This is a genomic window from Jiangella alba (assembly GCF_900106035.1).
Classification (GTDB): Bacteria; Actinomycetota; Actinomycetes; order Jiangellales; family Jiangellaceae; genus Jiangella; species Jiangella alba.
This window is the reverse complement of sequence record NZ_FNUC01000004.1, coordinates 981,407-1,007,722: the sequence shown is the minus strand read 5'-3', so window position 1 is coordinate 1,007,722 and position 26,316 is coordinate 981,407. Positions and strand designations below refer to the sequence as shown.

Here is a 26,316-nt window from a genome sequence, read left to right as displayed (position 1 = left end):
GATGTCCCCAGCACCGAACCGCCCGCTGAGCGTCCTGACCGTCTGCGGCGTCGGCATGGGCAGCAGCCTGATCCTCAAGATGAACGCCGAGAAGGCGCTGAAGTCGCTCGGCGTCGAGGCGAAGGTCGAGCACACCGACGTGTCGTCGGCGCGCGGCATGCGGGCCGACGTCGCCATCGCGCAGGGCCTGCACACCGACGACCTCGGCTCGGTCGCGCCGGTGGTGCTGCCGATCAGCAACTTCATGGACGTCGACGGCTTGCGGCGGCAGCTGGAGGAGGCGCTGCGCGAGCAGGGCTGGCTGCCGTGACCACCCCCGTCATCGGCGCCGTCGTCGACGTGCGCGCCGCCGACTGGCGCGGCGCGGTGCACGCGGCCTGCGCGCCGCTGGTCAGCGACGGCGCGCTGGAGCCGCGCTATCCGGAGCGATGCATCGCGATCGCCGAGGAGCACGGGCCGTACATGGTGCTGGCGCCGGGCATCGCGCTGGCGCACGCCCGGCCCGAGGACGGCGCGCTGGCGCTGTGTCTGTCGGTGGCCGTCCTGGCGACGCCGGTGGAGTTCGGCCACGACGAGAACGACCCCGTCGACGTCGTGCTGGCCTTCGGCTCCCCGGACGACGCCGCGCACCTGGCGCTGCTGCAGAATCTCGCCGAGCACCTGCTCGACGGTCTCGCCGACCAGCTGCGTCAGGCGCCGGATCGCGAGGCCGCGGTGCGCATGTTGAGTGCGGTCGGTTCGCCTTTGCAATGAGCACCGATGCGCACCGGGTCCGTGTCGAGGCCGCGGTGCGGACGTTGAGTGCGGTCGGTTCGCCTTTGCAATGAGCACCGATACGCACCACGTCCGCGTCGACGCCGCGGTGCGCGCCCTGAGCGCCGTCAGCTCCCCTTGCAATGAGCACCCATACGCACCACCTCCGCGCCCACCCGGGTGGTGCGTATGGGTGCTCATTGCAAAGGGCGCGGGCAGCTCACTCCTCGATGGCGCCGCCGATGGCGCGCAGGTGGGCCCGGAAGGTGAGGTCCGGCTCGGCGCGGCGGCGGGCGAGGTAGTCGGTGAAGCGGAGCTGGTCGCGCAGCGTCGTGCCGGACCGGACGAGGTCGGCCTGCTGCCGTTCGGTGTCGCGGATCGCGGCGGCCAGCGTGGTCAGCTCGTCCGCACGGTCCGCGGGCACCACGACCACGCCGTCGTCGTCGGCGAGCACGGCGTCGTCGCGGGTGAGCGCGAAGTCGCCGACGGTGGCGCGCACCAGTCCGCCGTCGGGCGGGCGCGGGTCGAGTCGCTGCGGCCCGGTGGGCAGCGCGCCGAGGCTGAACACCGGCAGCCCGATGGCCCGGACGTCGGCGGTGTCGCGGTGCAGCCCCCAGATGACGACGCCGGACAGCCCGGCCGCGCGCGCCTCGAGCACCGCGAGGTCCCCGACGCACGCTTCGTCGCGCCGCCCGCCGTTGTCGACCACCAGCACGTCGCCCGGCCCGGCCGACTCGTACGCCTCCAGGAACACGTCGACGCTGCCGACGTGCACGCACGGCAGCGCGCGCCCGGCCGCCCTCCACCCGGCGACGACCGGCGGCAGCGACGCGCACCGCACCGGCACGCCCGCCCGCAGGCACGCGTCGGCGAGGTGCGCGGTGGTGAGGTTCTCGAACATGCCCTGACTCTAGGGGTCACTCCAGGGTGGGCAGCCAGACCCGCATGGTGGACGGGCCGCGGGAGGCCCAGGAGTGGTAGGGCACCAGCCTGATCCGGGCCGGCGTCGCGGCGGCATCGGCGCCGGCGTCGGCGGCGTACGGCCAGTCGTGGTCACCGGGGGCGGTGAGCGCGCCGGACGCGAGCACCGCGCCGTCGTCGTCGGTGGTCAGGGGTGCGTCGACGTCCACCTGGACGGCGTCGACGTCGCGGCCGGCGGGGAGGTCGGTGGACTCCGCGCACAGGACGAGCGGGCCGCGTTCGACGGCGACGGTGCCGCGCAGCGCGTCGATCCGCGGGTCGGCCCGGACCCAGCGCGGCCGCATCGGCAGCTCCAGCCGCAGCTCGTCGCCGACGGCGAACGGCGCGGTCACCGACGCGAACCCGGGCCCGACCGGCTGCCGGGTGCCGTCCGGCGCGACCAGCTCCGCACCGTCCGCGGCCCACGCGGGCACCCGCACCGACAGCGTCCACGGCGCCGGCGACGTCTCCGTCACGCGCAGCACGACGGCGCCGTCGGACGGGTAGCCGGTGCGCACCTCGATCCCCGCGGGCCGACCGCCGGCCAGCCGCGTCGACACCGAGGCGTCGGCGTACTGGTGCACCTGCAGGCCGTCGTCGTCGGCGGTGACGAGGTAGGCGGCGAGGCTGGCGAACGTGCGGGCGAGGTTGTTCGGGCAGCACGACACGTCGAACCACGGGGCCCGGACGCCGGACTCCGCGCGCGGGTGCTGACGATCCACCGCCGGCAGCCCGCCGATCCGGCGCCGGTGCAGCGTGTTGACGTAGAAGAAGGAACGGCCGTCGTCGGCCGGCGAGGTGGCGATGACGTTGTACAGCGTCCGCTCGGCGAGGTCGGCGTAGCGCGCGTCACCGGTCGCGAGCAGCAGCCGCCACGCCAGCTGCACCGACGCCACCGCGGCGCAGGTCTCGGAGTACGCGCGGTCCGGCGGCAGCACGAAGTCGTCGCCGAACGCCTCGTCCATGTGCCGTGCACCCATGCCGCCGGTGAGGTACGTCCGCCGGGCGACCGTCGCCGCCCACTGCCGCTCGATGGCGGCCAGCAGTTCGTCGTCGCCGGTCTCGACCGCGACGTCGACGGCGCCGGAGGCGAGGTAGAGCGCCCGGACGGCGTGCCCGTGGAACGCGTCTGCGTCGCGCACCGGCACGTCGTCCTGGAAGTAGCCGCGGCCGAACTCCACGTCGGCCAGCACCCCGTGCCCGCGGCGCGAGACGAACAGGGCCGCCTGGTCGAGGTAGCGCCGCTCGCCGGTCACCCGGTACAGCTCGACCAGCGCCATCTCGACCACCGGGTGCCCGCAGACGCCCTGGTTGCCGTCCGGCCCGAAGGTCCGGCAGACGTGGTCGGCGGCCCGCACGGCGACGTCGGCCAGCGGGCCGTCCACGCCGGTGCGCAGCAGGGCGACGCCGGCCTGGATGAGGTGCCCGTAGCAGTACAGCTCGTGGCCCCACTCGAGGTCGGAGTACCGCTCGCCCTGGCCGGCATGGCCGAACGCGGTGTTGAGGTAGCCGTCGGGCTCCTGCGCCCGCTCGATCACCTTCGCCAGTTCCTCGATGGACGCCGCGGCGAACTCGTCGCCGGTGCGGGCGACCTCCCAGGCCATGCCCTCGATCAGCTTGTACACGTCGGAGTCGGAGAACTCGCGGCCGCGGCGGTCCCGGCCCACCCGGCCCTCGACGACGGCGGCGAAGTTGTCGATCCAGCCGACCCGCCGCTCCCAGCTCAGGTTGTGCTCGAGTGTGGCCGCGGCGTTCACGGACTGCCGCTGCCCCCAGAAGCCCCCGGTGATGCGCACCTCGCGCAGGCCGAGCGGGCGCAGCCGCCCGGTGCTCGGCACCACGGGCCGGCCGGTCAGATCGTCGGGCACGATGGTCATCCCTTCAGCGCTCCGGACATGAAGCCGCGCACGTAATGCCGTTGCAGGAGCACGAACAGGAGGAGGCAGGGCAGCGCCATGATCACGACGCCGGCCTGGGTGGCGCCGAAGTCGACGGCGCCCATGGTCTGCTGCCGCAGCGTGGCGATGGCCAGCGACAACGGGTAGCGCGAACTGTCGTTGATCATGAACAGCGGCGCGATGAAGTCGTTCCAGGCGTGCAGGAACGCGAACAGTCCCACGGTGATCATCCCGGGCCAGACCGCGAACACCAGCACCCGGCGCAGCACACCGAACGTGCCGCAGCCGTCGACCAGCGCGGACTCCTCGATCTCGCGGGGCACCGCCTCGAACGAGATGCGCATCATGAACATCGAGAACGGCAGCTGGTACAGCGTCAGCACCAGCGCCAGGCCGGTCAGCGAGTTCCGCAGCCCGATCTCGCCCATCAGCACCCACAGCGGCACCAGCAGCGTCGCGTAGGGAACCATGAGGATCGCGATGATCAGCAGGAACAACGCGTCGCGGCCGGGGAAGCGGAACCGGGCGAACGCATAGCCGCCCAGCAGCGACAGCCCCAGCGTGAACACGACCGTGAGGATCGAGACGTACGCGCTGTTCCACAGGTACGTCGGCAGCCCGGCGTCGTACTCCGTCAGCGTCCGGTAGTTGTTGAAGCCGTAGCCGTCCTGCTGGGCCGTCGCGCCGTGCGGCGACACCGACGCGACGGTCGTCCAGATCAGCGGGACGAGGAACATGATCGCCAGCCCGCCGCCGAACACCCAGAACGACGTGCGGCCGATGGCCTGCTGCAGTCTCATCGCTCGCCCCTCAGCCGTCCGCGCCACGGCGCAGGTAGCGGAACTGGGCGATGTTGATGACCAGGAGCACCAGCAGCACGACGACGGACAGCGCGGCCGCCGAGCCGAGGTCGAACCGGCGGAACGCCTCCCGGTAGATCATCATCACCACGGTGGTGGTGGAGTTGTCCGGACCGCCGTTGGTCAGGATGAAGAACTGGTCGAACGCCAGCAGCGACCCGGTGACGGAGATGATCAGGCACAGCGCGATCGACGGGCGCAGCAGCGGCAGCGTGATGCGGAAGAACGACTGCACCGTGCCGGCGCCGTCGACGCGGGCCGCCTCGTACACCTCGGTCGGGATCGACTGCAGCCCGACCATGAGGATCAGCATGAAGAACCCGGCGAACTTCCAGACCACGAGGATGATCGACGAGAACAGCGCCATGTTCGGCGTCCCGATCCAGCGGATCGGCTCGTCGGTGATGCCCAGCCACTGCAGGATCGGGTCGATCGGCCCGATCTGCGGGCTGTAGAACCCCCAGAACAGCAGCGACGCCGACGCCAGGCCGAGCGAGACGGGCAGGAAGTACGCGGTGCGCAGCAGCCCGACGCCGCGGCGGCGCTCCTGCACCAGCAGCGCCATCCCCATCGAGAGGACCAGCAGCACCACCACGACGATGACGGTGTACTTCAGCGTGAACCCGACCGCCGGCCAGAACAGCCGGTCGTCGGCGATGCCGGTGTAGTTGTCCGGCAGGTTCAGGCCCTGGCCGCCCTTGAGCAGCGGCCATTCGCTGGCCGACATCCGGCCCACCAGCAGCAGCGGGAGCACGAACAGCAGCAGTACGAAGATCGCGGCGGGCGCGGCGTACATCGCTCCTTGGAACGTCCGGGTGCGCCACCAGGCCCGGGAGCTGGGGGTCTGGTGCGCCGGCGGAGCCGCGGGCTCGCGCAGGACTGGGCTGGCCAAGCGTCGGGTCCTTCCTGTGACGGGGCGGGCGGTCAGCTCTGCAGCGACGCGTCGACCGCCTCGTTGTCCTGCTCCAGCGTCGAGCCGTCGCCGAACACGTAGTTGCGCACGAGCGGCAGCCACGGGCCCTGCGGGTCGTTGAACGTCTCGCCGAAGCGCATGGAGTACGGCGTGCGGCCGACGCCGGCGACCTCGTTGATGGTCACGAGCCGCGGGTCCTGGTCGGAGTACTCGTTCGACGCGAGGTCGGTCCGGGCGACGACGTCGCGGTTCTGCGCCAGCACCTCGACCTGCGCCTCGTCGCCGAGCGTCCACGCGATGAAGTTCCAGGCCGCGTCCGGGACCTCGCTGTTGCTGGAGATGCCCACGGCGTCGCCGCCGACGAACGTCGACTCGCCGCCGTCGACGCCCGGGATGGGCGCGACGCCGGTCTCGAAGGTGTCGGGCATGAGGCCGAGCGTGGTGGACGGCATCGGCATCACGCCGATGTTGCCCTCGGGGAAGACGCCGGTCCACGTCGGGCCGGCCTCGTCCTGGGTGCCGGCCGCGACGATGTCGTCGTCGACCAGGCCCTTCCACACGTCGTAGACGGCCTGCGCCTCGGGCTCGGCCAGGAACGACTCAGTGCCGTCCTCGTTCATCACGTCGGCGCCGGACGCCCAGATGCTCGGCCACCACGTGAACACGTAGCAGCCGCCGCAGTTGCCGCCGAAGAACGTGCCGCTGACGTCGCCGCCGAGGGCGTCGATGGCGCGGGCGTGCTCGGCGAACTCCTGCATGGTGGTGGGCGGCGCCTCGGGGTCGAGGCCGGCCTGCTCGTAGAGGTTCTTGTTGTAGAAGAGCACCGACAGGTCCATGGTGTGCGGCACGACGTACTTCGCGCCGTCGAGCGTGCCGACGTCGATGTGCGACTGCGCGAGGTCGTCGGCGAACGGCAGCGCGTCGATGCGGTCGGTGATGTCGAGGTACGCGCCGGCGGTGGTGAACTGCGGCACGAACACGACGTCGAGGCTGAGCACGTCGGGCAGTTCGCCCGCGCCGGCCGCCGTGCCGACCCGCGGCAGGTAGTCGTCGGTCGGGATGACGGTCAGCTCGACCTGGTTCTCGTGGCCGGCGTTGTAGGCGTCGACCAGGCGCTGGGACTGCGCCTCGGTGGCCGCCCTGGTCCACATCGTGATGGTGCTGCCGTCGTCGACCCCGTCGGCCAGCGATTCCGGCGAGGAGTCGCCGCCGCTGTCCGCGGTGTCGGTGTCGTCGTCACCACCGCCGCAGGCGCTCATCACGAGCGCCAGCACAGCAGCGGTCACGGCCGTCGTCGCCCGTGTCCTGGTACTACGTCGCATCGCCGTCTCCCCGGAGAACGAAAGTAGCCGAAAAGGTTTTCTGCGACGGTAGGAGGTCGGTTGGGCGGCGTCAACCCTCTACGGCGTGGTAATTCTCCAGGCGTCCACATGGGTCGACGGCGTCCACGAAAACCGGTCTATCCGTTTTCGGGGCCCTCGGGTACAGTCCACCGCATGAACAACGCCGTGCCGTCGCCTGCCTCGCGCAAGGTGACGCTCAACGACGTCGCCCGCCTGGCCGGGGTGTCGGTCGCCACCGCGTCCAAGGCGCTCAACGGCCGCAAGCAGGTGCGCGCCGAGACCCGCGCGCGCGTCGTCGAGGCGGCCGAACAGCTCTCGTTCTCGCCGAACGAGCTGGCCCGCAGCCTGCTGGCCGACCGCACCGGTACGGTGGGACTGCTCACGAACGACCTCGAAGGCCGGTTCTCCATCCCGATCCTCATGGGCGCCGAGGACGCGTTCGGCGCCGACAGCGTCGCGGTCTTCCTCTGCGACGCCCGCGGCGACGCCATCCGCGAGAAGCACCACGTCCAGGCGCTGCTCAGCCGCCGGGTCGACGGCCTCATCGTGGTCGGCAGCCGCACCGACCCGCGGCAGTCGCTGGGCCGCGAGCTGCCGGTCCCGGTCGTCTACGCCTACGCACCGTCGGAGGACCCCGACGACCTGTCCATCGTGGTCGACAACGTCGGCGCCGGCCGCAGCGCGGTCGACCACCTCGTCTCGACCGGGCGCACCCGCATCGCCCACATCACCGGCGATCCCACCTACGGCGCCTCGCAGGAACGCGCCGCGGGTGTGCTCGCCGCACTCGACGGTCACGGCCTCGAGCTCGTCGGCGAGGTCCGGTTCGGGTCCTGGACGGAGAGCTGGGGCCGCGCCGCGGCGTCCATGCTGCTCGGCCAGCATCCCGAGCTCGACGCCATCCTCTGCGGCAGCGACCAGGTGGCCCGCGGCGTCATGGACGCGCTGCGGGAGCACGGCCGGGTCGTGCCCGACGACGTCGCGGTCATGGGCTTCGACAACTGGGAGATCTTCACCAGTGGCGCACGCCCCGATCTGACCAGCGTCGACATGAACTTCGAACGGCTCGGACGGGTGGCGGCGCAGCGTCTGTTCGCCGCCATCGACGGCGAGCCGCGGTCCGGGGTCGAGGCGTTGGACACCCGTGTGGTGATCCGCGGCTCGACCGTCCCCGGGTGACCTCGTGAGGTGCCCGGCCCGTGCCTCCGCACGGCGGAGGTGTTAACGCTAACAACGCTCCAACGACGGAGAGGTTCGACATGAGCACACGACACGTCAGACCCCGGCCCGGGAGACCCGCCCTGGTCCTGGCCGCGCTCGGCCTGGTCGCGCTGGGCCTCGCCGGGTCGGCGACGGCCGCCGTGGCCGATGAGGAGGAGGGCGTCGACCTGTCGGTCGTCATCGACGACCTGACGCCGCCCGGCCAGCTCACCCTCACGGTCGCGCCGAACGACGGCGTCGTCCTGGCGGAGGACGGCTCGGACGAGGACGCCCGCCAGTTCACCGGCACCCTCCCGACCGTGACGGTGAGCGACACACGGACCCCGGACGAGATCCCGGACGGCGCGTTCTGGGCGGTCGTCGGCCAGGCCGGCGACTTCACCGGCGGCGAGCACACCATCGGCGCCGACCACCTCGGCTGGCGGCCGGAGCTGCTGACGCCGTCGCCGACCGGCAACGTCGCCGAGGGCGAGCCGGTCTCCAGCGTCATCCCGGACGGCAGCGGCGCGCCCGCCGTCGGCCTCGTCGGGCAGGAACTGCTGGTCTCGACGTTCAGCGCCGAGGACGAGACCGGCAGCTGGGACGTCACCGCCGAGCTGGCGCTGCGCACCCCGGTGGACGTCGAGCCGGGCGAGTACCACTCGGTGCTGACCCTGTCGCTGTTCGACCAGTGATCGCATGATCGGCCTCCTCGGTGCGGTGCTCGTGGCGATCGCCGCGAGCACGCCCGCCGACGCGCCGATCACGTGGTCGGTGACGCCGGCGGACGCGTCCGGCCCGGACGGGCGCCGGGTCATCGACGTCGTGCTCGAACCGGGCCAAGAGTCCGTCGAGCACGTCGCGGTGACCAACCACTCGGCGGCGCCCGTGACGTTCTCGATCAGTGCGAACGACGGCTACCTGACCGAGCGCGGCAGCTTCGACATGCTGCCGTCGGGCACGCCTCCCGTCGACGGCGGCGCGTGGCTCGGCGTGCCGGAGCAGGCCGTGGTCGGGGCCGGCGAGACGGTCGTCGTGCCGGTGGAGATCACCGTGCCGGAGACCGCCGAGCCGGGCGACCACCCGGCCGGCATCGCGGCGTCGATCCGCTCCGCCGGGTCCGAAGTGGCGGTCGAGAGCCGGGTCGGCGTGCGGGTGAACCTCACCGTGGCGGGCGAGGCGGTGGCCGGGCTGGACGCGCACGTCACCGGCGTCTCGTACGAGCCGTCGTGGAACCCGTTCGCGCCCGGCGACCTCGTCGTGCACTACGAGGCGGTCAACACCGGCACCGTCGGCCTCACGGCCGCGGCGAGCGCCGCCGGCGTGGCCGGCGGCGAGCCGAGCGAGCTGCTGCCCGGCGGCCGCGTCGAGCGGTCGGTCCGGGTGCCGGACGTCTGGCCGGCCGGGCGCGTGACGACCGAGCTGACCGTCGAGCCGCGGCTGCGCGACGGCGCTGCGGTCGCGACCCCGGCGGCGGTGACGCTGACGGCGACCGCGTGGGCGCTGCCGCTGGCACAACTGCTGTTCCTGCTCGTGCTCGTGCTCCTCGTGCTGGTCGTGCGGCGGCTGCTGCGACGGCGACGAGACCGGCTGCGGCGGCTGCTCGACCGGGCCCGGGCCGAGGGTGCCGCCGCCGCTCGTGCTCAGAACCCAGATCCACCCAGATCCCCGATGGAGAGGACATGGTGATGTCGGGACGAACCTTCAGACGAGCCCTCGCGACCGCGACCAGCGGCGCGTTGGCCTGCGGCAGCCTGGTGCTGTTACCCGGCGCCGCGTACGCGGACACGCACGTACTGCCGGGCAACGAGAGCGACGTCGGCCTCTACACCGACGGCCTGACCGACACGATGGACATCGGCGACCCCACGTTCGTCAACGCCGACGAGGTGGAGGCCGCGCTCGAGCCGGGCGTGCCGTACACCGCCGGGAACATGCACCAGTCGATCTTCGAGAAGGACCTCGCCGCCGGCGGCACCGACTACTACCTCGACCGCATCCTCGGCGTCCGCGGGACCAGCGGCAACAACGTCCTGCAGACCCGGGGCCGCACGCTGTACCTGCGCGGCGGCAGCAACTTCGGCGTCATGGGCTTCGCCGGCAGCGCGTACGCCGGCGGCCCGAACAACCTGGGCAACTTCTACACCGTCACCGTGCCCGGCCAGACCGTGGCCGAGGTGGGCGCCGAGCGGTTCAACGCGCCCAGCCACGCGAGCGGCCGGTACACCGTCGGCACGACCGGCGTGGTGGCCGAGCAGACCAAGGCCATCACCTACGACAACGTCGCGGTCACCGCGCTCACGTTCCGCAACCCGGGCGCCGAGGCCGTCACGTTCACCGTCCGCGCCACCGCACCGCTCGCGACCACCTCGACGGACGCGGCGGACGAGCTGGCCGGCACCCGGACGCTCACCAGCGGCGCCAACAACGGCCTCATCGACACCCCGTGGTCGCGGGTGACGGTGGGCCTCAAGGCCGCTGGTTTCACGCGAAACGGCACCACCCTCGACCGCGAGATCACCGTGCCCGCGGGCGGGTCCGTCGACCTGTCCGTCGTCGGGGTGCTCTACTCCGCAGGCATGCCGAACGCGGCGGACAGCTTCCACGAGTACGCCGGGCTGGCGCCGTCCGACGCCACCCGCACGGCGATCACCGAGTTCAACCGGCGCTGGGCGGCCGACATCCCGTACATCGACGTGCCGAACGCGGCGGTCGAGAAGGCGATCGTCTACCGCTGGTGGGGCGAGCGCTACAACAGCCTCGACGCGAACGAGCCGGGCTACGTCTACCAGTACCCGACCACGATCGAGGGGGTGAATCTCTACCAGAACGCCGTCGCGCTGACCCAGCCGATGCACCTGCAGGACACCAAGTGGATCCGCAACCCGTACCTCGCCTACGGGCAGATCATGAACATCGGCGAGCTGTCCGGCTCGTCGGCGTTCCTCGACAGCCCCGGCCACACCAGCTGGAACAACCACTATTCGCAGTACCTCGGCACCGCGGGCCTGGAGGCGTACAACGTCCACGGCGGCGGCGCGGCGGTGGCGGAGCGGTTCGCCCGCTACTTCGAGGGCGACGGCGTCGGCCAGCTGGAGCACTACGACGGCAACGACGACGGGCTGATCGCCTACGACACCAACTTCATGCCGGGCAACGACGCCGACGCGATCAGCTTCGGCTACCCCAGGACGAACGCCGGCGCACCGGGCGCACGCACCATCGAGCGGCCGGAGTCGGCGTACGTGTGGGGCGCGTTCGACGCGGCCCGGCAGCTGTACGAGCAGGCCGGCGCCGATCAGGCGAAGGTGACGGAGATGGGCGCGGAGGCCGACCGGATCCGCGCGTCGATCCTCGGCCGGCTGTGGAGCGAGGAGATGCGGATGTTCCTCGCCGGCACCTCGCACGGCGCCCGCTCGGGCGGCAGCCAGAACCCGCTGACCGAGGCCGAGCGGGACCTCATCCCGGCGAAGGAGTCGAACCTCTACGACGTGTACGCGCAGAACCTCATCCCGTTCGAGGACTACGAGGACTACGTCGACGGCTTCCGGTTCCTGCGCTACGGCGACAACTTCCCGATCTTCCCGTTCTACACGGCCAACCAGTTCGACCGGTCGAAGTTCGGGATCGGCGGCTCGAACAACTTCTCCAACATCAACTTCACCGTGCAGTACCGGGCGGTCCGGTCGGCGCTGCGGCACTACGACCCGGAGCAGAAGTACGTCACACCGGAGTACGCCGCGCGGCTGCTGGACTGGATGGCGTGGAGCATCTACCCCGGCGGTGACGTGCGGGTGGCCAACCAGGCCGAGTACTACTCGAACTGGAACCCGGCGACGCGCACCTACAACCGCAACAACCCGAACCACGTGATGCTCGGCAACATGAACTACATCTACGTCGAGGACATGGGCGGCATCCAGCCGCGCTCCGACGACGTGATCGAGCTGTGGCCGGTCGACCTCGGTTACGACCACTTCATGGTGAACAACCTGCGCTATCACGGCAAGGACGTCACGATCGTCTGGGACGCCGACGGCTCCGAGTACGGCCTGGGCGCGGGGTACAGCCTGTTCGTCGACGGGGAGAAGAAGGTCACCGCCGACGCGCTCGGCCGGTTCGTCTACGACCCGAACACCAACGAGGTCGTCGAGGCCGACGAGGGCCTGAACGTCAGCGTCGTCGCCGCCGCCGGCAGCGCGCTGCCGTCGGCCGTCGGCACCGCGATCGACGACGAGCGGGTCGCGTCGTACCTGCGCACCGCCGGCATCGACCTCGGCGAGGACGCGCCGAACCTGGCCGCCGGCGCCGAGCTGTCGTCGTCGTTCACGCAGCAGGGCGTCCGCCCGACGCCGTGGCGGCAGTTCCACACGCCCGGCTGGAGCACCGGCTCGATGAACTACACGCCGGGCGCGATCAGCACCACCGAGCGACCGGTGTCGCTGGCCGCCGTGACCGACGGCGCCACCGTCAACGAGCCGTACTGGGGCAACCACGGCACCACCGAGCCCGGCGGCTACGTCGAGCTGGACCTCGGGGGGCCGGTGCGCTTCGACAACGTCAAGGTGTGGTTCGTCAGCGACCGCCAGACCGGCGGCTACCGCGAGCCGCAGCGGTACACGATCCAGGTGCCGGACGGCTCCGGCGGCTGGGTCGCCCTGCCCGGCACGTTCAAGTCGCCGAAGATCCCCGGCGCCAAGTTCAACGAGGCGCTGTTCGACGCCGTCACGACCGACCGGGTGCGGGTGGCGTTCACCAACACGCCGTCGTTCTCCACCGCGATCTCGGAGATCCAGGTCTTCGACTCCGGGCGCGAGGTGCCCGACGTCGTCAACGACCCGCCGGCCGTGACGGTGAACGTCGACCGGTCGCGCGACGGCAACCTGTCGACGACGCTGGCCGGCACCGTCATCGACGACGGCATCCCGGACACCGGCGAGCTGACCTACGGCTGGTCGGCGGTGTCCACGCCCGACGGCGCGGGCGTCATCTTCGCCGCGCCGAACGCGCTGACCACGCAGGTCACCGGCACCGTCGCGGGGGCCTACGTGTTCCGGCTGACGGCGTCGGACGGCGAGCTGACGACGCAGCGCGACGTCGAGGTGGAGCTGACGGAGAAGGCGTCGTCGGCCGAGTTCGGCGCGCTGGCCGGCATCACCACCAGCGGCAGCGCGCCGTGGGAGAACCCGCTGCGGGTCAACGAGGCGACCACGCCGGCCAGCTCCAACCCCGGCGCCGGGAACGGCTGGGGCTCGTGGGGCCAGCCGAACAACGGCACGTCGCCGGCCACCGCGGCCTGGATCCAGTACTCCTGGGACTCGCCGGTGCTGATCGGCTCGACCGACATCTACTGGTACGACGACAACGGCGGCACCCGCATGCCGCGGGCCGACACCTACGTCGTCGAGCAGTCGGCGGACGGCCAGACCTGGACGCCCGTCACGCTCACCGCCGGCTCCACGTACGCCGGGGCGCTCGCCCGCAACGCGTACAACCGCCTCGACTTCGAGCCGGTGACCACCAGCCACCTGCGCATCCGCATCACGGGCGTGCAGGGCAGCGGCGCCGGGACGGGTGTGCTGCGGTGGCGGGTCAACGGCGACACCGTCAGCCAGGTGGCCAGCCCGGTCATCATGCGCACGGTGGTCGGCGAGGTGCCGGAGCTGCCGGCTCAGCTGGACGTCGAGTACACCAGCGGACCGCGCGGCACGCTGCCGTTCACCTGGCAGCCGATCACGGCGGACATGGTCGACGAGACCAACGTCGAGCCGTTCGTCGTCTACGGCACGAACACGACGTACGGCCTGATCGCCGAGGCACGCATCTACGTGCGGCCGGAGAACTCGCCGGGCGGCATCTCGATCCAGGGCGCCCAGCAGTTCGAGCAGTCCGTCGCCGTGGGTGAGCAGCCGGTGCTGCCGGCCCGTGTCGAGGTGTCGTACAACGACGGCTCGCGCGACAACCAGGCGATCGGCGTCGACTGGGACTTCGACGAGTCCGTGGTGGAAACCCCCGGCGTGTACGTCATCGAGGGCGACCTGATCCTGCCCGACTACGTGAGCGACGCGGGCACCACGTCCACGACGCTCACGCTGACGGTGGGCGACGGCATCGCGCCGGTGGACGTGTCGGTGACGACCGAGGTGCGCTGCCTCGGGCGGCGGGCGTTCATCGCCGTGCGGGCGACGAACGAGGACACCGTCCCGCTCGACATCACGCTGGCCACACCGTACGGCGACCGGCCGCTGGACGGCATCCAGCCGGGCGCCGCCGCGTACCAGATGTTTGCCACCCGGGTGGCCGACCTGCCGGCCGGCGAGGTGACGGTCACCGCCGCCACCGCCGACGGCTCGCGGAGGTCCGTGCTCGTGGACGACTACCCCGCCATCACCTGCGGGTCGTAGCCCCAGAGAGGAGGCTCCCATGACCACGATCAGACGCGGCGGGCCGTTCGCCGTCGTCGTCGCGCTCGCCGCCGGGCTGCTCGGCCCGGCGGCGCCGGCGGCCGCCGCGGACCCCGTCACGTTCACGAACACCGAGAACCCGATCCTCGGCGACGGCAGCTACTACTCCGCCGACCCCGCGCCGCTGGTCGTCCCGGCGGGGGCGCCGGGCAACGACACCGGCGCCGACCAGCTCTACGTCTACACCGGCCACGACGAGGCCGGCCCGACCCGCAACGACTTCATCATGAACGAGTGGGGCGCGTTCGTGACGTCCGACGTCGACGCGGGCGAGTGGACCCACCACCCGTCGCTCATGCGCCCGGAGCAGGTGTTCAGCTGGGCGACGCCCGGCCGCGCCTACGCCGGTCAGGTCGTGCGCGGCGTCGACGGCCGCTACTACTGGTACGTCCCGGTGAACGAGGCGGCCAGCCCGGCCGGCGACAAGTTCGGCATCGGCGTGGCGGTGTCGGACACCCCGACGGGCCCGTGGACCGACCACGTCGGCGCGCCGATCATCTCGCAGCGGGTGCCGGTCGCGAACACCATCCACAACATCGACCCGACCATCCTCGTCGACGACGGGCGCGTCTACGTCTACTGGGGCAGCTTCGGCAACCTGCGCATGCTGGAGCTGGCGCAGGACATGAAGACGCCGATCGGCTCGGTCCGCACCGTCACCGGGCTGACCGGCTTCTTCGAGGCGGCCTGGATCTTCGAGCGGGGCGGCACCTACTACCTGGCCTACGCGGGCAACAACGCCGGACCGACGTCGGCCTGCACGCCGGCGAACTACCACGCGTGCATCGCCTACGGCACCGCCACGTCGCCGGCCGGGCCGTGGACGTATCGCGGCACCATCCTGCCGCCGGTGTCGTCGACCACCAGCCACCCCGGCATCGTCGAGTTCGACGGCGAATGGTGGCTGGCCTACCACACGGCCGACGCGGTGGGCGGCAACCACTTCCGCCGCTCGGTGGCGATCGACCGCGTCGAGTGGGACGACACCCAGTCGCCGCCGCGGATCAAGCCGGTCGTGACGACGCCGCCCGAGGTCGAGGACGTCACGCCGCGGGCCAACGTGGCGCAGGAGGCGACCGTCACGGTGTCGAACACGCCGGTCCCGACGCAGTACTGGGTGAAGGCGCTCAACGACGAGATCGTCCGGCCGAACCCGCTGCCGCCGGACATGTGGGGCACCTGGACCGGCAACAACCCGCCGCAGCAGTGGGTCCAGTACACGTGGGACCGGCCGATGCGGCTGGCCGGCTCGCAGATCGAGTTCTGGAACGACCAGCCGCAGGGCAGCGGTGTCGGCGTCGCGGCGCCCGCGTCGTGGAAGATCCAGTACTGGGACGGCGCCTGGCGCGACGTGCCGAACCCCAGCGGCTACGGCACCGCGACGAACGGCTTCCAGGACACCACGTTCGACCCGGTCACGACGACGCAGGTGCGTGCGGTGTTCGACGCCTCCACCAACGGCAGCACGTACTCGGCCGTCGCGGTGGAGGAGTGGAAGGTGCTGGCCGAGCAGCCCGCGTCCGTCGCGCCGCCGTCGCTGGTGGTCGAGGTGGACGAGACCGAACTGCCCGGCACGGTGCCGGTGACGTTCCCGTCGTCCGGCGAGACGCTGCGGATCCCGGCGTTCTGGGACGCGCTGGAACCGGCCGACGTCGCCGCGCCCGGCACGTTCACCGTCGAGGGCTCGGTGCTCGGCTACGCCGGCGGACGGGTGACGGCGGAGGTCACCGTCATCGACCCGGGCGACACCGCGGGCGACGAGACGCCGCCGGTGGTCACGCTGACGCCGAGCGGCAGCGCGGGCAGTGCCGGGTGGTTCCGGTCCGACGTGCGGGTGCGGATCGAGGGCGCCGACGACCGCGGCGGCCGCGTGACCATCGAGTCGGTGGTCGACGACGGCGCGCCCGTGACCGCGGGCCCCGTGCGGTACACCGACGTCACGGTCACCGGCGACGGCGAGCACACCGTCGTCGCGCGGGCCACCGACCGGGCCGGCAACACGTCGGACGACGCGAGCCTCGCGGTCCGCGTCGACCGCGCCGCGCCGGTCAGCACCGGGGTCGTCGACGAGACGGCCCGGACGGCGACGGTCACGGCGGCCGACGCGACGTCCGGGGTCGCCGGGATCGAGTACGCCCTCGGCGCGGGCGGGGCGTGGCAGCCCTACACCGGCCCCGTCGCGGCGCCGGACGCCGAGCGGCACCAGGTGTTCTTCCGGGCCACCGACGCCGCGGGCAACGTCGAGACGGCGAAGTCGGCGGTCATCGCGGCGGACATCTCCGGCCCGCTGACCGGCAACGTCGCTCCGCTCGGCAGCGCGACCGCGTCGTACACGGCCGGGTGGAACGCCGTCACCGCGCTCAACGACGGCCTCGACCCGGCGAACCCGAGCCAGGCGCAGATCTGGGGCACGTGGTCGGGCACCCGGCCGGCCAGCCAGTGGATCCAGTACACCTGGTCGCGGCCGATCCGGCTCACCGGCGCCGAGATCAAGTTCTGGCGGGACCAGCCGCCCGGCACCGGCGACGGCGTGGCCGCGCCGGACTCGTGGGTGTTGCAGTACTGGGACGGCGCCGCCTGGGCCGACGTCGCCGACCCGTCCGGCTACGGCACCAGCACGACGGCGTTCAACACCGTCACGTTCGCGCCGGTCACCACCGACCGGCTGCGCGCGACGCTGGCCGCGAACGGCAACGGCACGACGTTCTCCGCGGTCGCGGCGACGGAGTGGCGGGTGTTCGCGGACGATCCGGGCGTGCCGCCGGAGGTCCCGGTCACCGTCGAGGCCGAGACCCGCTGCATCGGCCGCAACGCGTTCGTCTCGGTGCGCGTGACCAACGACCACGACGCACCGGTCGACGTCCGGATCGAGACGCCCTACGGCACCCGCACGGTCGACGACGTCGCGCCCGGCCGCGCCGCCTACCAGTCGTTCGCGACGCGCGCGGCCGAGCTCGCAGCCGGCGAGGTGACCGTCCAGGCCACCGGCACCGTCGACGGTGAGGAGGTGACCTCGCGGGCCGGCGCCGGGTACCAGGCCGCGACCTGCGGCTGACTCTGGTCACGGGTGGTGACCCCGGCCCCTTTGCAATGAGCACCCATGCGCACCGGTGCGTATCGGTGCTCATTGCAAAGCGGGTGTCACCCACGCCAGAGCGGCGCGTCAGCCGGCCGGCGCTCCGACCTGGAGAGGCAACACGCCGCCGTGGTGCAGGCGGACGTCGTCGGGGGCGCCCTCGGCCAGCCGCAGGCCCGGCAGTTCGCGGGCGACCGCCTCGAGCATGAGCCGGGCCTCCAGGCGGCCCAACGAGGCGCCCAGGCAGAAGTGGCTCCCGTATCCGAACGCGATGTGCCCGGCCACGTCGGCGCGGTGCACGTCGAACACGTCGGGGTGGGAGAAGACCTCGGGGTCGCGGTTGGCGCCCCACAGCGACAGGCCGACCCGCTCGAACGCCGGGAGCGTCCCGCCGGCGAGGTCCAGCTCGCGGAACGTGAACCGCGGCGGCACGATCTCGACCGGCCCGCGAAAGCGCAGCGTCTCCTCGACGACGGCGCTCGCCAGCGCCGGGTCGGCGCGCAGGTCGTCCCACTGTTCGGGATGCGTGAGCAGCAGTCGCAGCGCGTTCGCGATGACGTCGACCGTGGTCTCCTGGCCGGCGATCAGCAGCAGCTGCACCATCGCGACCAGCTCGTCGCGGTCCAGGGCGTCGCCCTCGGCCTCCAGTGCGACGAGCGCCGAGATCAGGTCGTCGCGCGGCTCGGCCCGGCGCCGGGCGGCCAGCTCGTCGACGTACGCGGCGAACGCCAGCGTGGCCGAGCCGTCGTGGTCGGACCCGGAGACGATGGTCGCCGACCAGTCGCGGAACCGGGCGCGGTCCTCGTCCGGCACGCCGACCAGCTGGGCGATGACGTTGACGGGCAGCGGGTCGGCGAGGTCGGTGACGGCATCGAACCGGCCCAGCGTGCGCACGTGCGCGACGAGCTCGGCCGCGACGCCGGCGATCCAGTCCTCCAGGCGGGCCACCGTGCGGGCGGTGAACGCGGTGCTGACCAGCCGCCGCAGCCGGGTGTGGTCGGGCGGGTCCAGGGCGATGAGCTGGCGGGACGAGATCCGCTCGGTCTCGCTGGGCGGGTACGGCGACGGCGACAGGTCCGGCTCCTGGTGCCGGTGCACCTCGTGGCCGATGTCCGGGTGCTGCAAGCCGGCCAGCACGTCGGCGTGCCGCGCGACGATCCAGAACCGGTTGCCGGCCGGGTCGTACTGCGGGATCGGCGTGCCGGCGGCGCGCACGCGGGCGTAGAAAGCGTGCGGGTCGCGCCGGGTCTCGGGCTCCCACAGCTCCATCGGCCTGAAGTCGTCGATCACGGGCGCCGTCCTCCGGTGCGGTGGTACCCGCCGGCCGGTCACGTGGACCGGCCGGCGGGCGGGGTGAGCGTCAGACTGCCAGTTCGGTCCGGGCGTTCGCCGCGGCCGAGACCACCGTGTCCTTCTGCTCGTCGGTCAGCAGGCCCTTCGCGACGAACTCCTCGGCGGTCCGGGCGACCGTCGAGACGAAGGCGCCGTGGTTCTTGAACGGCGCGTGGTCCCACACGACGTCCAGGAAGGTCAGGCCGTCGGTGCCCGGCTGCGGGATGCCGGTGACCGGGACGTCGTAGTGCGGCAGGCCGTCGTTGCGCTTGACGTTCGGGACGCCGGTGTCGACCCCGCCGAACACGATCGACGGCTCCACCCGGCGGAAGTACGCCGAGTGCGCCTGGGTGTCGCCGACGTACCACGGGCGCAGGGCGAACCCGTGCGTGGTGAACAGCTGGTCACCCGCCGGGCTGGTGCCGGCCGAGGTGATCGCCGCGCGCGAGTAGTCGCCGTCCAGCTTGAGCTGCGAGTACAGCGTCAGCTCGCGGTACGTGCCGCCGCCCGGGTTGCCGAGGATCGGCATCAGCAGCGGGCCCCACATGATCGACTGGGTGTCCGGCCGGTCGATGGCCCGCTCGATCCTGATGCTGAACGGCAGCGTCACGTCCACGACGTCACCGGGCCGCCAGGTGCGGCGGATCGTCGCGTAGGTGCCCGGGTCGGCCGGCTGCATCGGCGCCGGCCGGCCGTTGACCCGGATGGTGTAGCCGGTCGTCGCCCAGGCCGGGATACGCAGCTTGAGGTCGAACAGGCCGCCGCCGCTCTGGACGGTGATCCGGGTGCTGTCCTGACGCGGGAAGGCCGTCTCCTGCGAGACGACGAGGTTCTTCTCCGCCCAGGTCACGGTCGACGGCACGAACAGGTTCACCCAGAGCGCCGAGCCGTCGGCGGACTTGAAGTACACGGTGTCCTGGTACTTCGTGTGGTTCTCGACGCCGGTGCCACCGCAGCACGTGCCGGAGTTGCCGTACGACCGGTTCGCGCCGGGCGTCAGCGGCTGGAAGTAGGTCACCTGCGGGTTGCTGGTCGTCGTCGTGTCGGCCCGCGAACCGGCGATCTGGTTGAAGACGGCCCGCTCGTAGTAGTCCATGTACGCCGGGTCCTGGGTGTGGAAGAACAGGTTCCGGGCCAGCTTGGACACGTTGTAGATCGAGCACGTCTCCGCGCCGCCCTGGGCGATCGCGTTGGCGACGTTGTCCCGGTTCTGGAACATCTCGATGTTGTTGTTCGAGCCCGGGTAGTTGCCGCCGGTGCCGCCGTGGCTGAACATGCGGTGCGGGACGATCCAGGTGAAGAAGTGCTTCGCCGCGTCGAAGTAGTCCTGGTCGCCGGTCTGCTCGAAGATCCGCAGGTACCCGGTGAAGTTCGGCACGTGCATGTTGACGTGCAGCCGGGCCGGCCGGCGGCGGCCGATCTGGCTCGGGTTCGTCACCACCAGGATGTCGCGGTCCTCGACCGCCGCGTCGAACAGCGACTCGCGGTTGTCGAAGAGCTTGGCGGTCTCGAGGTGCTGCTCGTCACCGGTCAGCGCGTAGATCTCCGGAAAGATCTCGTTGGCGCCGCCGAGCTCGCCGGCGATGTAGGTGTCCCACATGTAGTTGAGGTCGCTGCGGGTGATCGGCCCGGTGTACTGCGGGTGGGTCTTGTCGCCGACGGTCAGCGCGAGGTGCGCCCAGTTCGCCATCTTCGTGACGACGTCGAGGGCGGTCTGGTTGCCGGCCAGGTAGTACGCGTCGAGCAGGCCGCGCATGATCTTGTGCTGCGTGTACCAGGGCGCCCACACGTTGGTGCTGAGGTTGCTGCCGTAGACGGCGAACCGTGGCGGCGCCAGGCGGATGACCGCGTCCTCCGGGATCGCGCCCAGGTAGCCGGGGTAGACCGGCTTCCACAGCGGCTGGTTGTCGCTGGGCACCGGCACGATGCCCGCGGCGCGGCCGTTGGGGGACGAGTCCTGCAGCGTCGCGCCCTCGGTCTCGTCGCAGCGGTACCAGGCGATGTTGCCGCCTCCGGTCGTGCCGGCGGCCGAGGTCTGCAGCGACTGCACCTCGGCGGCCGACAGCGCGCGGTCGAAGATGTGGAACTCGTCGATGGTCGCGTTGAGCATCGGGTCGCCGTACTGCGACCGGCCGATCCACACGTTGCCCGGGACACCGAGGTTGGTCGGGTTCAGCGTCAGGTTGGAGTTCGTCCCGGCGACCGCGCCGTTGACGTACAGCGTGCCGACGGTGCCGTTCAGCGTGACGGCGAGGTGCACCCACTGGCCGGTCGGGATCTGCGCCGTGCCGTTGATCTGCTGCTCGCCGCCGCTGCCGCTGGTGGTGATGGCGAACCGGGGCAGGTTCCCGCTGGCGCGGGCGGTCAGGAACATGTTCACCGAGGTGCCGGTGCCGAAGTCGAAGATCCGGCTCCAGCTCTGCGCGGCGCCGAGGTTGACCCAGGTCGCGACTGTGAAGTTGGTCAGCTGCGAGACCGCCTCCTGCGGCAGCCGCACGTGCTGGGCGGCACTGCCGCCGCCGAGGCGCAGGCCGTTGCCGAACCGGCCCGGGACGCGGCCGATGACCGGCTCCTCGGGCTCCTCCGGCTCCTCGTCCGGCACCTCCATGCGCGCGGTGATGGCGGCCTGGCACGCGGCCAGCTCGGTGACCATCCAGTCCAGCTTGGTCTTGAAGACCTGCTCGCCCTGGTCGGCGTAGGCCTGCGCGAGCGCGCTCAGGTAGTGGCCGGCCCAGTGCCCGCTGAGCAGGCCGCCGTCCTCCCAGCCGCCGGGCGTCGAGACGCCGGACGGGTTCGGCCGGCCGGCCTGGTTGTTGAAGAGCACGAGGAAGCGCCGCTCGTCGAACGTCTGCAGGAACGCCTTCATCCGGTCGCGCTTCTCCTGCAGCAGACCCGGCCCCAGGTCGACGTCGTTCGGCCAGAACGGCCGCACCGGGGCGTTGCTGCCGGCGCCGACGTACGGGGCCGCACCGGTCGCGGCGGCCGCGCCGGTGGACTGGGCCGCGGCGGCGGCCGCGGGGAGGGCCGTCGGCGCGGCGACCATGGCCGCGCCGATGGCGGAGGCGCGCACGAACGTGCGGCGGCTCAGGCCTGGCTTCTCGATTGTCATGCTCCGTCTTCCCTTCATTGCGAGATCGGCACTTGACGGGGATCGGGAACGCCCAGGTCAGCGGGTGTTCCCGGTAACAACGTGAGATGTACTATGCCACATTTGACATGAAATGTGGCGGGCGTCTCACTCTCGCTCGCAGCCCGTGTTGATCACGGAGAAGGTCGGCTTCCCCGCGGCTGGAGAGCCACCCTTCTCCATGATCTCTCTGTCAGGATCCGGTGTGCCGGGTGCTGCTCGACGGGGTGGGATGCCGGTGCGGGCGTCGGGTGACTCATCCATGATCTGTCCCGGCTTGTGGCCGGTGGCTTGGTGTTGACCTGTCCATGGTGCTCGCAAGGGGCGAGGGCCCGGCCGGGAGTGACTTGATAGAAGCCTGGGGTGAGCGCCCCAAGAGAGATTCGTCCACCCGGTCCGGGCCCTCGCGACACGTTGCCCGTCACAGGCTTGCGAGCAGAAACGGACGCCTCTCATGGTGACAGTGGGGATCGACCCGCACAAGCAGACCCACACCGCGGTGATCATCGACGACACCGGCCGGCGGGTGGGTCAGGCGTTGAGGGTGCCCGACGACCCGGCCAGCGTCGCCGCGCTGCTGTCCTGGGCCGGTCGGCACGCCGCCGGGCAGGACGTGGTGTGGGCGGTCGAGGATGGCCGTGGCCTGGCCCGGCGGCTGGCCACCGCGCTCGTCGCGGCCGGGCAGATGGTGGTGTGGGTGCCGGTCCGGTTGATGGTGGCCGAGCGCCACCACACCGGCCCGCGCGGCAAGTCCGACCCGCTCGACGCCCTCGCCGTCGCGAAGGCCGCACACAACCCAGACAACGCGCGCTACCTGACCCGACACCGTGGCGACGAGCCCGGGCAGGAGGTGGCGCCACTGGTCGACGAGCGTGACGCTCTGGTCGCCGAGCGGACCCGGCTGATCAACCAGATGCGCTGGCGGCTGCACGAACTGGCCCCCGGTCTGGAACCCGTCTCGCTGATCACCCTCAAGGCCGTGCGCGAGGTGGCCGCACGGCTGGCCACCTTCGCCGACAGCACGCTGCGGCGGGTGCTGCTGGCCAACTGCGAGCGCCTGCAACGGCTCACCGCCGACATCAACGCCCTCACCCGCGAACTGTCCGAGCACACCCGGCGCCTGAGCCCGAACCTGCTGTCCGTGCCCGGCGTCGGACCCGTCGTGGCCGCGACCATCCTGGCCGAGCTCGGCGACCCCACCCGGGTGCGCAACGGCGCCGCGCTGGCCCGACTGGCCGGCACCGCCCCCATCCCGGTCTGGAGCTCCGACACCGAACGCCACCGACTCGACCGCGGCGGGAACTGAACCGCCCCGGGATGTCCGGAGACTTCATTAGTTGGAGGATGAGGTCATGGCGCGTCCCAGCAAGTACCCGCGTGAGCTTCGTGAGCGGGCGGTCCGGGCGGTAGCGGAGTCGATGGAGCAGGGGCAGTTCTCGAGTGAGTTCGAGGCGATCCGCACGATCGCGGGCAAGCTCGGGATCGGGTCGGCCGAGACGTTGCGTAAGTGGGTCCGTCAGGCCGAGGTCGATGGCGGTTCCCGGCCGGGCAGGACCACACAGGAGCTGGCGGAGATCCGGGAGCTCAAGCGCGAGGTGGCCGAGCTGCGCCGGGCGAACGAGATCCTCAAGAGTGCGTCGGCTTTCTTCGCGGCGGAGCTCGACCGCCCGTCCAGGTTCTGACGGCGTTCGTCGACGAACACCGTGAGGAGTTCGGGGTCGAGCCGATCTGCCGCGTGCTGTCCGAGCACGGGATCAAGATCGCCCCGTCCACCTACTACGAGGTCCGCAGCCGTGAGCCGTCGAAGCGGGCGCTGCGCGACACGCAGATCATCGAACTGATCGCCGCGGCGCGTGAGCAGCGGTTCGTCGCCCGGTTCGGTGCCCGCAAGATGTGGCTGCACCTGCGCCGAGCCGGCCATGACGTGGCTCGGTGCACGATCGAGCGGCTGATGACAGCAAACGGCTGGCAGGGCGCGCTGAGGGGCCAGCGAACGCGGACAACGATCCCTGACCCGAAGGACGCCCGAGCAGCCGATCTGGTCGATCGCGACTTCACCGCCACCTGCCCGAACCAGCTGTGGGTGGCCGACTTCACCTACGTCGCGACCTGGTCCGGCACCGTCTACGTCGCGTTCATCTTCGACGTGTTCTCCCGGATGATCGTCGGCTGGCGAGCAGCAACCAGCATGAGCACGCAACTCGTGCTCGACACCCTCGAACACGCCATCTGGTCACGCCGCCAGGCCGGCATCACCGACCTGTCCGGCCTGGTCCACCACACCGACGCCGGCTCCCAGTACACCTCGTTCGCCTTCACCACCCGGCTACTGCAGGCCGGCGTGGACGCATCGGTAGGTTCGGTGGGTGACGCCTACGACAACGCCATGGCCGAGTCCCAGATCGGCGCCTACAAGACTGAGCTGATCCGCCACGAGGGACCCTGGCGCGACGTCGAGCACGTCGAGTTCGAAACCCTCAACTGGGTCCACTGGTTCAACCAAGAGCGAACCCACGAATCCATCGACGACCTCACACCGATCGAAGTCGAAGCCGCACACTACGCTGCACGAAACCGTCTCATCCCGACCGGGTAGAGACACGATCCGAAGTGTCCGGACATCCCGGGGCGGTTCAAACCGGCGCCTCAACAAGGCCATCCACACCGTCGCCAGAACCCAGGCCCGCAACCACCCCGACGCCCAGAAACTGATCGCCAAACACACCGACACCAAGGGCACACGCGGCGCCCTACGCGTGCTCAAACGCCACCTCACCGACGCCATCCTCCGCAAGCTCCACGACGACTTCCGCCGCTGACCCGCCAACAACCAGCAGCTTGACATAGAAGCGTCAACACGTGGGGTGGGTCAGAAGCCCTGGGCCAGCCGGTGGTAGGCCTGGTTCCAGCGCAGCTCCTTGGTGAACTGGCGGCTCGTCGTGCCGGCGTCGATGACCAGCAGTTCGGTGCGGACCATGTCGGCGAACAACTCGAGGACCTCCGGCCCCACCGCCTGCGACAGCACGGTGTGGTGCGGCCCGCCGGCGGTCAGCCACGCCTCGGCGGACGTCGACAGGTCCGGCCGCGGCTTCCACACGGCCCGCGCCACCGGCAGGTTCGGCAGCGGCTCGTCCGGCGGCACGACGTCGATCTCGTTGGCCACCAGTCGCAGCCGCTCGCCGACGTCGGCCATGCCGACCACGACGGCCGGGCCGGGCGCGGCGTCGAACACCAGCCGGACCGGGTCCTCGCGCCCGCCGATGCCCAGCGGGTGGATCTCGCACGACGGCGTCGCCGCCGCGATGGACGGGCAGACCTCCAGCATGTGCGCGCCGAGGATCTTCGGCTCGCCGGGCCCGAAGTGGTACGTGTAGTCCTCCATGAACGACGTGCCGCCCGGCAGCCCGGCGGCCATCGACTTCACCGTCCGCAGCAGCACCGACGTCTTCCAGTCGCCCTCGCCGCCGAAGCCGTAGCCGTCGGCCATCAGCCGCTGCACGGCCAGGCCGGGCAGCTGGCGCAGCCCGCCGAGATCCTCGAAGTTCGTCGTGAACGCACGGAACCCGCCGTCGGTGAGGAACGTGCGCAGCCCCGCCTCGATGCGGGCGGCGTAGCGCAGCGACTCGCGCCGGTCGCCGTCCTTGCGCAGGTCCGGCACCAGGTCGTAGGCGTCGTCGTACTCCGCCACCAGCGCGTCGACCTCGGCGTCGGTGGCGGCGTCGACCACCGCGACCAGGTCGTTGACGCCGTACGTGTTGACCGAGACGCCCAGGCGCAGCTGCGCCTCGACCTTGTCGCCCTCGGTGACGGCGACGTCGCGCATGTTGTCGCCGAACCGGGCCAGCCGCAGCGCGTGCACCTCGGCGTAGCCGACGGCGGCGCGCACCCAGTCGGCGACGCGGCGGACGACGGCGGGGTCGCTGACGTGCCCGGCGACGGTCGAGCGGGCGACGCCGAGGCGGGCCTGGATGTAGCCGAACTCGCGGTCGCCGTGCGCGGCCTGGTTCAGGTTCATGAAGTCCATGTCCAGCTCGGCCCAGGGCAGCGACCGGTTCGCCTGCGTGTGCAGGTGCAGCAGCGGCGTGCGCAGCGCGTCCAGCCCGGCGATCCACATCTTCGCCGGCGAGAACGTGTGCATCCACGCGATCAGGCCCACGCAGGCGTCGTCGGCGTTCGCCTCGAGCGCGACGCGGCGGATCGCGTCGGCCGAGGTGAGCACCGGCTTCCACACCACGCGCACCGGGATGTCGTCCGCCACGTCGAGCGCGCGGGCGACCTCCTGGGACTGCTCGGCCACCTGGCGCAGCGTGTCCTCGCCGTACAGCCCCTGGCTCCCGGTCAGGAACCAGATCTCGCGCTGACCGAACACATCGTCCATCGTCATCTCCTC

At 71.5% G+C, this 26,316-nt stretch carries 17 protein-coding genes and 1 other annotated feature; of the genes, 9 read left to right on the top strand and 8 right to left on the bottom strand.

Annotated features, from left to right (window positions below; genetic code table 11):
• Position 1 precedes the first annotated feature (1 nt).
• Both BLV02_RS22495 and BLV02_RS22490 read left to right on the top strand, forming a co-directional pair.
• Entirely contained in the window at positions 2–310 is a 309-nt protein-coding gene (locus BLV02_RS22495) for a PTS sugar transporter subunit IIB (RefSeq protein WP_083288263.1), read from the top strand.
• The gene (locus tag BLV02_RS22490; protein WP_171906649.1) at positions 307–753 is read left to right on the top strand and encodes a PTS sugar transporter subunit IIA; all 447 of its coding nucleotides are present in this window, start codon (positions 307–309) and stop codon (positions 751–753) included. The genes BLV02_RS22495 and BLV02_RS22490 overlap by 4 nt, the downstream gene beginning before the upstream one ends.
• 220 nt (positions 754–973) lie before the next feature.
• Here BLV02_RS22490 and BLV02_RS22485 read toward each other — a convergent pair whose 3' ends face one another.
• The 5 genes from BLV02_RS22485 to BLV02_RS22465 are packed head-to-tail and all read right to left on the bottom strand — an operon-like array spanning position 974 to position 6,706.
• Positions 974–1,654, bottom strand: coding sequence for an RraA family protein (locus tag BLV02_RS22485; protein ID WP_069109516.1), 681 nt, complete (start codon positions 1,652–1,654; stop codon positions 974–976).
• 16 nt (positions 1,655–1,670) lie between these two features.
• On the bottom strand, positions 1,671–3,590 hold the full coding sequence (locus tag BLV02_RS22480) for a glycoside hydrolase family 127 protein (RefSeq protein ID WP_069109517.1): 1,920 nt from the start codon (positions 3,588–3,590) through the stop codon (positions 1,671–1,673).
• Positions 3,587–4,411: a carbohydrate ABC transporter permease gene (locus BLV02_RS22475; RefSeq protein WP_069109518.1), complete on the bottom strand. Its 825-nt coding sequence runs from the start codon at positions 4,409–4,411 to the stop codon at positions 3,587–3,589. The genes BLV02_RS22480 and BLV02_RS22475 overlap by 4 nt, the downstream gene beginning before the upstream one ends.
• A 10-nt stretch (positions 4,412–4,421) precedes the next feature.
• On the bottom strand, positions 4,422–5,363 hold the full coding sequence (locus BLV02_RS22470) for a carbohydrate ABC transporter permease (RefSeq protein ID WP_069109519.1): 942 nt from the start codon (positions 5,361–5,363) through the stop codon (positions 4,422–4,424).
• A gap of 32 nt (positions 5,364–5,395) precedes the next feature.
• A complete protein-coding gene (locus BLV02_RS22465) occupies positions 5,396–6,706 on the bottom strand; it encodes an ABC transporter substrate-binding protein (protein ID WP_069109520.1) in 1,311 nt (436 codons plus the stop codon).
• 174 nt (positions 6,707–6,880) lie between these two features.
• Between BLV02_RS22465 and BLV02_RS22460 the strand changes: the two genes are divergently transcribed.
• From BLV02_RS22460 to BLV02_RS22440, 5 genes are all read left to right on the top strand, one after another.
• Positions 6,881–7,906, top strand: coding sequence for a LacI family DNA-binding transcriptional regulator (locus tag BLV02_RS22460; RefSeq protein ID WP_069109521.1), 1,026 nt, complete (start codon positions 6,881–6,883; stop codon positions 7,904–7,906).
• Positions 7,907–7,986: 80 nt separating this feature from the next.
• Complete coding sequence (locus tag BLV02_RS22455; protein WP_069109522.1) at positions 7,987–8,622, top strand: hypothetical protein; 636 nt, start codon at positions 7,987–7,989, stop codon at positions 8,620–8,622.
• Positions 8,623–8,626: 4 nt separating this feature from the next.
• Positions 8,627–9,616, top strand: coding sequence for a hypothetical protein (locus BLV02_RS35830; RefSeq protein ID WP_069109523.1), 990 nt, complete (start codon positions 8,627–8,629; stop codon positions 9,614–9,616).
• Complete coding sequence (locus BLV02_RS22445) at positions 9,616–14,331, top strand: discoidin domain-containing protein (protein WP_216094001.1); 4,716 nt, start codon at positions 9,616–9,618, stop codon at positions 14,329–14,331. Before BLV02_RS35830 ends, BLV02_RS22445 begins: the two co-directional genes overlap by 1 nt.
• Before the next feature lie 19 nt (positions 14,332–14,350).
• Positions 14,351–17,446, top strand: coding sequence for a family 43 glycosylhydrolase (locus tag BLV02_RS22440; RefSeq protein WP_069109524.1), 3,096 nt, complete (start codon positions 14,351–14,353; stop codon positions 17,444–17,446).
• 108 nt (positions 17,447–17,554) lie between these two features.
• On the opposite strand, the gene BLV02_RS22435 is transcribed toward BLV02_RS22440, so the two are convergent.
• A complete protein-coding gene (locus BLV02_RS22435; RefSeq protein WP_083288265.1) occupies positions 17,555–18,757 on the bottom strand; it encodes a cytochrome P450 in 1,203 nt (400 codons plus the stop codon).
• 70 nt (positions 18,758–18,827) lie between these two features.
• Positions 18,828–21,908 (bottom strand): beta-L-arabinofuranosidase domain-containing protein, encoded by a 3,081-nt coding sequence (locus BLV02_RS22430; RefSeq protein ID WP_083288266.1) that lies wholly within the window; start codon positions 21,906–21,908, stop codon positions 18,828–18,830.
• 472 nt (positions 21,909–22,380) lie between these two features.
• On the opposite strand from BLV02_RS22430, the gene BLV02_RS22425 reads away from it, so the two are divergent.
• Both BLV02_RS22425 and BLV02_RS22415 read left to right on the top strand, forming a co-directional pair.
• Positions 22,381–23,232, top strand: coding sequence for an IS110 family RNA-guided transposase (locus tag BLV02_RS22425; protein ID WP_083288267.1), 852 nt, complete (start codon positions 22,381–22,383; stop codon positions 23,230–23,232).
• A 46-nt stretch (positions 23,233–23,278) separates the two neighbouring features.
• Positions 23,279–24,522, top strand: a protein-coding gene (locus BLV02_RS22415) for an IS3 family transposase (protein WP_141711913.1) whose coding sequence is annotated in 2 segments (ribosomal slippage) — positions 23,279–23,567 and positions 23,567–24,522 — 1,245 coding nt in all. Because the reading frame shifts where the segments join, the coding sequence is not laid out codon by codon here.
• Positions 23,566–23,694: a sequence feature (AL1L pseudoknot), on the top strand. It overlaps the preceding gene by 129 nt.
• A gap of 273 nt (positions 24,523–24,795) precedes the next feature.
• Here the strand turns inward: BLV02_RS22415 and araA are convergent.
• Entirely contained in the window at positions 24,796–26,304 is a 1,509-nt protein-coding gene (gene araA / locus BLV02_RS22410) for an L-arabinose isomerase (protein WP_141711454.1), read from the bottom strand.
• Positions 26,305–26,316 lie beyond the last annotated feature (12 nt).